Source organism: Rhodococcus sp. WS3 (assembly GCF_003797085.1).
Lineage (GTDB): Bacteria > Actinomycetota > Actinomycetes > Mycobacteriales > Mycobacteriaceae > Rhodococcus_F > Rhodococcus_F globerula.
On sequence record NZ_RKMA01000001.1, the window covers coordinates 1,077,401 to 1,088,673 of the forward strand.

The following is an 11,273-nucleotide window of genomic DNA, read 5'->3' on the forward strand; positions in this document are numbered from 1 at the left end:
GCAGCCGGATGCTCGTTCTGAAGCAGTAACTGCTCGAACGTGCGCACGGCAATACCTAGCTAGGCACACAGATCGGCCCGGGCATGCCGGACACGACCCATAACGATACCTGCCAGCGTGCTATGTGGTCAAAATGAGCCTGAAGTGATACGGAACTCACAGCAACGACCAGGTTCGACAGCAGGTTCAAATACTGACGTTGAGCGTCAGTTCTCCAAGTTTAGTGACTCCCGCGCACGCATCCATGCCGCCGACCGGCTGGCGCACCCACCAACCGAACACTCCCCCGGCCGGAGCGCCGGCGGTGACGCCACAGCTTTGTGGATCCGCCGGTTGCCGCACGAGGTAGGCGTCACTGCCCTTGACGGTGATCTTCTCGACCACATATCCGAGATGCTCGAATGCGGCGACCTCGTGATCGGTGGTGCCGGTCTCGAACCAGTTGAACGTGACATGGACCGGACCTGCGCCGCCAACCCCGTCCCACCGACAGATTGCCCCGTAGAAACCACGGTCGACGCCGTCGGCGCCGATTGCCGCCGCGATCTGCGGGTCGGACACCGCTTCACATTCCTGCAGGATGTTGGCGAACTTCTCGCTGCCACTGCCCTGAAAGCCGCCCTCGGCCAGCGGCGTTCCCGTCACTGTCGAACCGCACCCCGTCAGCAGGATCAACGACGCGCCAAGCGCCGCCGCCCGTGCGCGACTCACTGTGCCCTCGAGACAGTGAGTTCCATCAGGCTCTTCCCGACAACACACGGATCGGCAGGCGGGGCGACAAGCCCGGAGTTCGCGGAGCCGTAGTTCACCGACCAATGGACAAAATCGCCCCCGAAGGAAATACCCAACTCGCACAGAACGCCTTCTCGCGACGCGATGAAACCGGAGTGGCCCTCGATCGTGATGTCGGCGGCAGGTCGACCGAGAAGGTCGGAACCGGCGCGCTCGCGGCCGATCGGGCTGCCGCGGTACCAGGAGAACGCGACGCTTGGTCCCAACGAACCGACAACCGTCCATTCACAGCCGACACCGTTTCTGGTGACATCGGTGAACGCGAGCCCGAAAGCCGCGACCACCTCCTCATCCGTCACCGATCCGCATTCTGCGAACATCGGACCGGGATCGGTTGCTGCCTGGGCGGTGGGCGCTGAACCTGTGGACTGTTCCGCTGTGCCGTCGTCGGCCCCACAGCCGGTAACCGACACCAGCACCGCAGCAGCGACCACCAACGGGGTACTGAAGGACAGGGCTCTGCAGCGCGGCATGCAGGTGACTGTACTTCCGGGATCAGAGCTGCGCGATCACGACACCGGCGCTGACACACGCACGAGAGTCGAGTCGAGTTGCGCCGCCCATGTTCTGACCACCTCGGACCGTCGACGCGAGTCGTCGGTCAAGACATCTGCCAACCCCAGCCCTCGGGCAAGGTCGAGGGTCGCCTGCACCAGACGGTGCGTCGTCGGATCTGCGTCGTCGGCGCCAAGACTCTCGACGGCCATGCGGTGCGCGATGCGCCCGAACCGTTCCTCGAGTGGCAACACTCGCGCTCGCAAGTCCGGGTCGGAAGCTGCCGCTGTCCACACCTGAAGTGCTGCCTTGAAAAGAGTGCCGGTGTAGTACTCGACCAATCGGGAGATGATCGCCTCGGTTCGACCGGCACCTGCGGGAAGGTCGGTGGACTCTTTGCGTGCCTGATCCATTCGGGCGTCGAACATCACCTCGAGTGCCGCGGTGATCAGGTCCTCACGCGTCGGGAAGTGGTGCTGCATGGCACCACGGGATACCCCGGCCCGCTGCGCGACGACGCTCATCGTCGTTGCACCCCATCCGAGTTCGGCGAGACACTCCACCGTAACTTCGAGCAGGTGGGAGCGCGTGACTCGACTTCGGTCCTGCTTGGGTTCTCGAGTCATCGCGCCGCCATCCCTTCTACTGTGCGTTCTGTTGTGCCCAGGCTGCTGGACGCTTCTGCAAGAAAGACATCATGCCCTCACGAGCCTCGTCAGAGGAAAACAGCCGCGCCGACTGCGCGATCATCTCCTCGCCGTCTCGGTCGAATCCGGCCAGGACCTGCCTGGTCGTGAGCCATTTCGATTCGGCCAGCCCCTGTGGCGAGCACTGACGCAATGTGACCAAGAGTTCAGTGATCGACTCGGCGGTTCCCTGCGACGCTTCCGTCACCAGCCCGATAGCGTGGGCCTCGTTCGGTCCGAACTTCTCTCCGGTGAGCAGGTACCGGCTCGCAGATCGCTGATCGAGCCTCGGCAGAACAGTGAGCGAGATGATGGACGCGGCCAACCCCAATCGTGATTCCGTCACCGCGAAGGTGCTCGCCGGTCCGGCGACGACGATGTCGCACGCCCCGACAAGACCCATCCCCCCGGCCCGGACGTGACCGTCGATGCGCCCGATCACGGGCTTGGGCAGCTCGAGAATGCTGCGCAAGAGCGTCAGCATCCCCCGCCCACGCTCTTTGACTGCCTCCTCCGGAGATACGGACGACCCGGATGCTTCACTGAGATCGGCTCCCGCACAGAATGTTCCACCGGTGTGGGTGAGCACCACTGCTCGAACTGCCGGATCAGCGGCCGCCGACGTCAGTCCAGCCTGCAACTCCGTGACCAACCGCGTCGAAATCGCGTTGCGGTTGTGTGGTGAGTCGAGAGTGATCGTGGCCGCACCACCGGATACTTCGTACCGTACGTATGGCTTGTCCTCGTCCGTCATGCTTCGCCCTTTCCAGTGAGACCGTCTAGTAAGACCGAGGCAGACCGAGAGAGTGCTGCGAGACGAAGTTGAGGATCATCTCGCGGCTCACCGGCGCGACACGGGCGATACGAGCCGCGCCGAGCATGGCGGCCAGTCCGTATTCCTTCGTCAGACCCGCCCCGCCGTGCGTCTGGATCGCCTGATCGAGTGCCTTGATGCTGGCCTCGGCAGCCGCGTACTTCGCCATGTTCGCGGCTTCGGCAGCACCGAAATCGTCACCACTGTCGTAGAGGACCGCGGCCTTCTGCATCATCAGCTTGGCGAGCTCGAGTTCGATCTTCACCTGCGCGAGGGGATGCGAAATACCTTGGTGGGCACCGATCGGCGTCTTCCACACCGTGCGCTCGTTGGCGAACTTCACCGCGGCGTTCAGGGCGTAACGGCCCATTCCGATGGCCATCGACGCACCCAGGATGCGCTCGGGGTTGAGACCGGCGAACAACTGCATCAGGGCGGCATCAGCTTCGCCGACCAGAGCGTCGGCCGGCAGGCGTACATCGTCGAGGAACAAGATGAACTGGTGGTCCGGCTCGATGATGTCCATCTCCATCTGCGTCTTCACGAATCCGGGAGAATCCGTGGGGACGATGAACAGAGCGGGCTTGAGCTTGCCGGTTTTGGAGTCCTCGGTGCGCGCGACGATGAGCACTGCGTCAGCTTGATCGACGCCCGAGATGTAGATCTTGTTGCCGCTCAGGATCCAGTCTTCGCCGTCGCGACGAGCCGTCGTCGTGATCTGGTGTGAGTTCGAACCCGCGTCGGCCTCGGTGATTCCGAACGCCATGATCTTGGAGCCGTCGGCGAGGCTGGGCAGCCACTGCTGCTTCTGCTCCGCAGTGCCGTACTTGCCGATGATGGTGCCGCAGATGGCCGGCGAGACGACAACCAGGAGCAGACCGGCACCCTGTGCCGCCAATTCCTCCTGCACCAGCGCGAGTTCGTAGATGCCGACACCGCCGCCGCCGTATTCCTCGGGCAGGTTGACGCCCAGGAATCCGAGTTTGCCCGCCTCGTTCCACAATTCGGTGAGCGGCTCACCCTTGCGTGCCTTGGGCAGCACGTAGTCGACGTAGTTGAAGCGCTCACCCAGTTTGGAAACGGATGCCCGCAGTTCCTTCTGCTCTTCGGTTTCGATGAAACTCATCATGCGTCCTCTTCTGTAGCGGGTTCTTCCACACGTGCGAGTACCGATCCGACTTCGACCTGCTGGCCGACGGCGACCGGAAGTTCTACCAGGACACCGGCAGTCGGCGCGGTGACGGTGTGTTCCATCTTCATGGCCTCTAGCCACAGAATCGGCTGGCCGGCAGTGACGGTGTCACCGAGTGCGGCACCGAGGCGGATAACCGATCCCGGCATCGGAGCGAGCAACGAACCGGCCGCGACTTCCGCCGACGGATCCACGAAGCGCGGTGCTGCCGACAACGCGACCGGCCCCAGCGAGGAGTCGACAAAAATCTCACTCCCGTATGCCGCCACGTCGAACGAGCGCTGTACTCCGCTCTGCTCGAGCACTACCCGTGCAGCAGTTGCCGATACCAGGCTCACGTCGTCGAAGCCTTCTGCGCTCAGCACGCCGCTTCGACTCAGGGAGTAGCGGACGTCGTAGTCGCCCGACGCAGTGGAGTAGCTCTTGCTCTGCGGCTGCGACGGCAGGTTGCGCCACCCGCTGGGCAAGCGGCCGATGACGCGCGCCGACGCCCGGTTGTGCGCGGCATCGGCAAGTGCCGCCGCTAGCGCCGAAAGCCTTTCGGCGTCGGTGTCGGCCAGAGGCGTTGACAACTTCTCGAGGTCATGGGTCTCGAAGAATGCCGTATCGGTGTCCCCGGCAATGAAGGCGGGATGAGCCAGGACATTGACGAGCAGATCGCGGTTGGTGCGCAGGCCGTGAATCCTGGTGCGCGCCAGCGTCGACGCGAGCAGCCGGGCAGCTGCGGTCCGCGTCGGCGCGTACGAGATGATCTTGGCCAACATCGGGTCGTAGTGGACGCCGACAACACTGCCGTCGACGACGCCGGAGTCGAGGCGAACGCCCTGCTCACGCAGAACACTGAATTCTTGTGGGTCACCGGGCAACTCGATGTGGTGAACGGTTCCGCTCTGCGGTTGCCAGTTCTTGGCGGGGTCCTCGGCGTACAGGCGCACCTCGATGGAATGTCCGCGAATCTCCGGCTGCTCGTCCGGAAGCACTTCACCTGAAGCGACCTGCAATTGCAGTTCCACCAGATCGAGTCCGGTGGTGCACTCGGTGACGGGATGCTCCACCTGCAAACGCGTGTTCATCTCCAGAAAAAAGAAGTCACCCTTTTCGTCAGCCAGGAATTCAACGGTTCCCGCTCCCTCGTAGCCGATGGCGTTGGCTGCGAGCCGCGAGGCGTCGAAAAGCTTGTCGCGCATGGCGGGGATGCGTTGCACGAGCGGCGACGGTGCCTCTTCGACCACCTTCTGATGCCGACGCTGGATCGAGCACTCGCGCTCCCCCACCGCCCACACCCCACCGTGGCGGTCGGCCATGACCTGAACCTCGATGTGCCGACCGGTCTCGAGGTAGCGCTCGCAGAAGACAGTCGGGTCACCGAAGGCGGACTGCGCCTCACGCCGCGCCGCTTCCAGTTCGCCTTCCAGCGCCGACAATTCACGAACGACACGCATTCCGCGTCCGCCGCCGCCCGCCGACGCCTTGATGAGCACCGGCAGATGAGCTTCGGTCACCGCAGCGGGATCGAGTTCGGACAGCACCGGAACTCCGGCCGCGTCCATGATCTTCTTGGACTCGACTTTCGAGCCCATGAGCTCGATGGATTCGACGGGCGGACCGATCCACGTCAGCCCCGCGTCGATGACGCTGCGCGCGAACTCCGCGTTCTCGGAGAGGAATCCGTAGCCGGGGTGAATCGCGTCGGCGCCCGAAGCCTTGGCGGCGGCGATGATGAGCTCACCCCGCAGGTAGGTCTCGGCAGGCGTGTTACCCGGCAGGCGAACCGAAGCATCGGCTTCGGCGACGTGCGGGCTGTCGGCATCCGCGTCGGAAAAAACCGCAACCGTCCCGATTCCGTTCTTGCGGCAGGTTGCAAAGACACGGCGGGCGATTTCGCCACGATTGGCGACCAGTACAGAAGTGATTGTCACGGCGTGCCTCACATACGGAAGACGCCGAAGTTCTCGGTGCCTTCGATCGGGGCGGTGGCAATGGCCGACAGGCACATTCCCACCACGGTGCGGGTGTCTCGGGGATCGATGACGCCGTCGTCGTACAGACGCCCGGACAAGAACATCGGAAGTGACTCGGCCTCGATCTGGTTCTCGATCATCGCTCGCATGCCGGCATCAGCCTGCTCGTCGAAAACCTGGCCGCGGGCCTCGGCAGCAGCGCGTCCCACGATGGAGATGACGCCGGCGAGCTGCGCACCGCCCATGACGGCGGACTTGGAACTGGGCCAGGCAAAGAGGAATCTCGGATCGAATGCCCGTCCGCACATGCCGTAGTGACCGGCGCCGTACGACGCTCCGAGCAAGATCGAGATGTGCGGAACCTTGGAATTGGCTACCGCATTGATCATCATCGATCCGTGCTTGATCATGCCGCCCTCCTCGTATTCCTTACCCACCATGTAGCCGGTGGTGTTGTGCAGGAACAGCAACGGCGTGTTGGAGCGGTTGGCGAGCTGGATGAACTGCGTGGCCTTCTGGGACTCTTCGCTGAAGAGCACTCCACGTGCGTTGGCCAGGATGCCGATCGGGTAGCCGTTGAGCTCGGCCCAGCCCGTCACGAGGGAGGAACCGTAGAGCGGCTTGAACTCGTCGAAGTCGGAACCGTCGACGATACGGGCGATGACCTCACGCGGATCGAACGGAATCTTCAGGTCGGCCGGAACGATGCCGAGCAACTCTTCCGGATCCTCGAGCGGTTCGATGATCTCCGCGCGAGGCGCCGGCCCCTTCTTGGTCCAGTTGAGTCGCTTGACGATCGAGCGACCGATGCGGATCGCGTCCTGCTCGTCGGCTGCGAAGTAGTCAGCCAACCCGGACTTGCGAGCGTGCATTTCGGCGCCGCCGAGTGCCTCGTCATCTGATTCCTCACCGGTGGCCATCTTGACCAGCGGCGGACCTGCGAGGAACACCTTGGAGCGTTCCTTGATCATCACGACGTGGTCGGACATGCCCGGGATGTACGCGCCGCCGGCAGTCGAGTTACCGAAGACCAGTGCAATGGTGGGGATACCGGCTGCGGAAAGCTGTGTGAGGTCACGGAACATACGCCCGCCCGGGATGAACACCTCCTTCTGCGTCGGCAGGTCTGCACCGCCGGACTCGACCAGCGAGATCACCGGGAGGCGATTTTGCATGGCGATGTCGTTGGCGCGGAATCCCTTACGCAGCGTCCACGGATTGCTGGTGCCGCCGCGCACGGTGGGATCGTTGGCGACGATCAGGCATTCGACACCTTCGACAACGCCGATACCGACCACGGTGCTGGCGCCGACCGGGAAGTCACTCCCCCACGCAGCGAGGGGACACAGCTCGAGGAACGGCGAATCCTGATCGAGCAGGAGTTCGATCCGCTCGCGCGCCAGAAGCTTTCCCCGCTTGTGGTGCCGCTCGGTGTACTTCTCGCCGCCACCGGCAAGCGCCTTGGCGTGCTCGACCTCGATCTCGGCGAGCTTGGTGTTCATGGTCGATGTTGCGGTCTGATACACCTCGGAATTGGTGTCCAGCGTTGACCGGATGACACTCATGACTGATACCCCAATCGCTTGGCCGCGAGGCCGGTGAGGATTTCGGTGGTTCCGCCACCGATTCCCAGAATTCGCATGTCCCGGTACTGCCTCTCCACTTCACTTTCCTGCATGTATCCGAGGCCGCCGAACAGCTGAACGGCTTGGTTCGCAACCCATTCGCCCGTCTCGACTGCCGTGTTCTTGGCGAAGCACACCTCGGCGATCAGATCGCCGTCACCGGCCATGTGCCGTTCGATCACCGAATGCGTGTACACCTTGGCGACGTCGATCTTGCGGGCCATCTCGGTGACGGTGTTCTGCACGGCCTGCCGACTGATCAGGGGTCGACCGAAAGTCTCACGGGCGCGGCACCATTCGAGGGTCAGCTCCAGGCAACGTTCTGCACTGGCATACGCCTGCGCGGCGAGAGCGACACGTTCGGAAACAAATGCCTGGGCGATCTGCGCGAAGCCGCTGTTCTCTGCGCCGACCAGATTCTCCACCGGAACCCGGGCGTCGACAAAGGACAGTTCCGCTGTATCGGATGCGCGCCAGCCCATCTTCTCGAGTTTGCGCGAGACGGTGAAACCCGTTGTGCCCTTCTCGATCACGAGCAGTGAGACACCACCCGCACCGGGACCACCGGTGCGCACCGCTGTGACGACGAAGTCCGCTCGAACGCCGGAGGTGATGAACGTCTTGGCGCCGTTCACGACGTAATGATCGCCGTCGCGCTTGGCCGTTGTCGTCAGATGCCCGACGTCGCTGCCACCGCCGGGCTCGGTGATGGCGAGCGAGCCGATCTTGTCGCCGCGCAGAGTCGGCTTGACCCACTTCTCGATCTGCGCCTCGTCGCCGGCCGCAATCAGGTGCGGCACCGCGATGCCGCAGGTGAACAGCGAAGCGAACAGACCGCCCGACGCACCAGCCTGATGCATCTCCTCACAGATCACGATGGAGTCGACGGCATCGCCACCCTCACCGCCAGCCGATTCGGGAGCACTGGCCCCGAGGAGCCCGAGAGCGCCTGCCTTGCGGTGTAATTCGCGCGGAATCTCGCCGTCACGCTCCCACTGCGTCAGGTGCGGCAGAATCTCCTGGTTCACGAATCCGCGTACGGTCTCGCGAAGCGCAAGCCTTTCCGGTGTGGTCCACACGGTCACCGTGAATCCTCTTTCTCGTCAGTTGTGGGGAGTAGCGAAATCGGGATGTCGATATGGCGCGAGCGCAGCCACTCACCAATTCCCTTGGCCTGCGGATCGAACCGCGCCTGCGAGGCAACACCCTGACCGAGGATTCCCTCGATCACGAAGTTGACGGCACGAAGGTGCGGAAGCTGGTAGCGAGTGACGTTCAGGTCTGCTGCTTCCGGTAGTAGTTCCTTGAGCATTTCGACGGTCAGAGTGTGCGCCAACCACTTCCACTGATCGTCCGTGCGAACCCAGACGCCGACGTTGGCATTTCCACCCTTGTCGCCACTACGGGCACCGGCGATCGTGCCGAGTGGCACCGAAAGCGAAGACTGTGGCGGCAACGGCTCCGGACGCTCAGGTTCGTCGACCGGTTCGAGGTCCTGCGTCAGCGTCGACGGAGCGATGTCCACGCGAGTGCCGTCTGGCAGTACGGCCACATGAGGCACCGATCCCGCGCCGACGTAGCCGGGGGTGAACACTCCGTACGGTTGTCCGTTGCTCGGCGGCGCGGTCAGCGAGAAGCCTGGGTAACTGGCGAGTGCCATTTCCACCGCAACCGCGGAGAAGGGGCGACCGATCACCTTGGGGTCGGAATCGCGAACCACGCAGCGCAGCAACGCACTCGCTGTTTCCTCGGTGTCGGAATCCGGGTGATCTGTGCGAGCGAGAGTCCAGACCAGTTCGGCGGGCTTCTTCGTCAGCCAGGATTCGAGTTGAGTCTTCGCCAGATCGGCCTTGGCCTCGATGTCGAGACCCGTGAGGATGAACGTGGCCTCGTTGCGGAACCCGGCCAGCGTGTTGAGTGAGACCTTGTACTGCGGCGGCGGAGCCTCGCCCGTGACTCCGCTGATCAGCACCCGATCCGGGCCTTCCTGGGTGAGCACCGCGTTGTCGATACGGGTGGTCACATCCGGGCCTGCGTAGCGTCCGCCCGTGATCTCGTACAACAGCTGCGCCGTCACCGTGCCGACGCTCACCTCGCCGTCCGTTCCGGAATGCTTGGTGATGACCGAGGATCCGTCCGCGTTGATCTCGGCGATCGGGAAGCCAGGACGGCCCAGATTGGGAATCTCGGTGAAGAACGCGTAGTTGCCGCCGGTGGCCTGGGTTCCGCACTCGATGACGTGGCCAGCCGCGACAGCACCGGCCAGCTGATCGAAATCATCTCGCTTCCAACCGAAGTGATGAGCGGCTGGACCGACGATCACCGACGCATCGGTGACACGACCGGTGACCACGACATCGACGTCCGCCGACAAGGCTTCGACTATGCCCCAGGCGCCGAGGTACGCATTGGCCGTCAGCGGGGATCCGAGTCCGAGTTCGTCTGCCCGAGAGATCAAATCGTCACCCTCGACGTGGGCGATCTTCGCGTTCAACCCCAGCTTGGTGTTGACCTCGCGCAGCGCGTCCGCCAGTCCGGCCGGGTTGAGGCCGCCGGCATTCGCAACGATCTTCACGCCCTTGTCGAGCGCGAGGCCGAGGGTGTCCTCGACCTGTCGCAGGAACGTCTTCGCGTAGCCGAGCGACGGGTCCTTCATCCGGTCCCGGCCGAGGATCAGCATCGTCAGTTCGGCCAGATAGTCGCCGGTCAGGTAGTCGAGTTCGCCGCCCTCGAGCATCTCGCGCATCGCCGAGACGCGGTCGCCGTAGAACCCGGAGCAATTACCGATCCGTACCGAACTCATCTGTCCACCTTCGCTTCTCGTCCCTCACCGCTCGCTCCGATGGCGGCTCGCCCCTCGCCGCCGGGTCCGGCAAATGCCTGCGCAAACCCCAACCACTCGTCTGCGTCGGCGCCAACGGCAACCAGATCGAGATCGGCGCGATTGGCGCGCTGGGTGACCAGCAGGCAGAAGTCCAACGCCGGCCCGGTCACCTTCTGCGGCGCATCTTCCGGCCCCCAGGTCCAGAGCGAACCGTCCGGCGCCGTCAACTCCACCCGGAAATCGTCGGCGGGCGGCGTCTTCTCGTTGACCGAGTACGCAAAGTTCCGCGTCCGCACACCCAGATGAGCGATGTTCTTGATGCGCGCCGTCGGAGCGCGTTCGACGCCGAGTGTGTCGGCGACGTCCTGCCCGTGCGCCCACGTCTCCATCAATCGCGCGGTTGCCATGGAGACACCGCCCATGGGCGGGCCGTACCAGGGGAACGTGGTGCCGGCCGGGGCAGCGGTGAGCGCCTCGACGAGAGCAATGCGCCCCGCCCGCCAATCGGCGAGCAACTCTGCGGGCGGGCGGGCTGCCTGCTCGGCAGCACCGTCGTCGACAAATCCCGCCGGATTCACGAACGCCGCCTTCAACTGCTCCGCGAACCCGTCCGGGTCGGTGACAGCCAGGATCGCAGCACTGTCCGTCCAGTGCAGGTGCCCGATCTGATGCGCGATGGTCCACCCTTCCGCGGGCGTCATTGTCGCCCACTTCTCCTCGGGCAGATCCGCAACCAGGGCGTCGAGGCTCTCGCCTTCGGCCCGCAAGTCATCGATGAACGTCTGAAGTTCGGCCATGCGACCAGCATCACACCCGGGTCCATAAAAATCAAGCACGAATGATTGTTATTTGGAAATCTCGCGATGAGAGACTGAGCTCAACTG

10 protein-coding genes are annotated in these 11,273 nt (G+C 63.9%); all 10 read right to left on the bottom strand.

Going from position 1 to position 11,273, the window contains the following annotated elements:
* Positions 1 to 186: 186 nt before the first annotated feature.
* From EEB13_RS04785 to EEB13_RS04830, 10 genes are read right to left on the bottom strand one after another with little or no spacing between them, the layout of a single operon-like run.
* Positions 187 to 711, bottom strand: a complete 525-nt coding sequence (locus EEB13_RS04785; RefSeq protein WP_141484714.1) for a DUF3558 domain-containing protein — start codon at positions 709 to 711, stop codon at positions 187 to 189.
* Positions 708 to 1,265 (bottom strand): DUF3558 domain-containing protein, encoded by a 558-nt coding sequence (locus EEB13_RS04790; protein ID WP_141484715.1) that lies wholly within the window; start codon positions 1,263 to 1,265, stop codon positions 708 to 710. Before EEB13_RS04790 ends, EEB13_RS04785 begins: the two co-directional genes overlap by 4 nt.
* Positions 1,266 to 1,301: 36 nt before the next feature.
* A complete protein-coding gene (locus EEB13_RS04795) occupies positions 1,302 to 1,913 on the bottom strand; it encodes a TetR/AcrR family transcriptional regulator (protein WP_033236422.1) in 612 nt (203 codons plus the stop codon).
* A 16-nt stretch (positions 1,914 to 1,929) separates the two neighbouring features.
* Positions 1,930 to 2,727 (bottom strand): enoyl-CoA hydratase family protein, encoded by a 798-nt coding sequence (locus EEB13_RS04800; RefSeq protein ID WP_045070925.1) that lies wholly within the window; start codon positions 2,725 to 2,727, stop codon positions 1,930 to 1,932.
* A 25-nt stretch (positions 2,728 to 2,752) separates the two neighbouring features.
* A complete protein-coding gene (locus EEB13_RS04805; protein ID WP_141484716.1) occupies positions 2,753 to 3,913 on the bottom strand; it encodes an acyl-CoA dehydrogenase family protein in 1,161 nt (386 codons plus the stop codon).
* Positions 3,913 to 5,898 (bottom strand): acetyl/propionyl/methylcrotonyl-CoA carboxylase subunit alpha, encoded by a 1,986-nt coding sequence (locus tag EEB13_RS04810; RefSeq protein WP_141484717.1) that lies wholly within the window; start codon positions 5,896 to 5,898, stop codon positions 3,913 to 3,915. Before EEB13_RS04810 ends, EEB13_RS04805 begins: the two co-directional genes overlap by 1 nt.
* A gap of 8 nt (positions 5,899 to 5,906) precedes the next feature.
* A complete protein-coding gene (locus EEB13_RS04815) occupies positions 5,907 to 7,505 on the bottom strand; it encodes an acyl-CoA carboxylase subunit beta (protein WP_019744291.1) in 1,599 nt (532 codons plus the stop codon).
* Positions 7,502 to 8,650, bottom strand: a complete 1,149-nt coding sequence (locus EEB13_RS04820) for an acyl-CoA dehydrogenase family protein (RefSeq protein WP_141484718.1) — start codon at positions 8,648 to 8,650, stop codon at positions 7,502 to 7,504. The genes EEB13_RS04815 and EEB13_RS04820 overlap by 4 nt, the downstream gene beginning before the upstream one ends.
* Complete coding sequence (locus tag EEB13_RS04825) at positions 8,647 to 10,368, bottom strand: acyclic terpene utilization AtuA family protein (RefSeq protein ID WP_141484719.1); 1,722 nt, start codon at positions 10,366 to 10,368, stop codon at positions 8,647 to 8,649. Before EEB13_RS04825 ends, EEB13_RS04820 begins: the two co-directional genes overlap by 4 nt.
* Positions 10,365 to 11,186: a TIGR03084 family metal-binding protein gene (locus tag EEB13_RS04830; protein WP_141484720.1), complete on the bottom strand. Its 822-nt coding sequence runs from the start codon at positions 11,184 to 11,186 to the stop codon at positions 10,365 to 10,367. The genes EEB13_RS04825 and EEB13_RS04830 overlap by 4 nt, the downstream gene beginning before the upstream one ends.
* Positions 11,187 to 11,273: the final 87 nt, after the last annotated feature.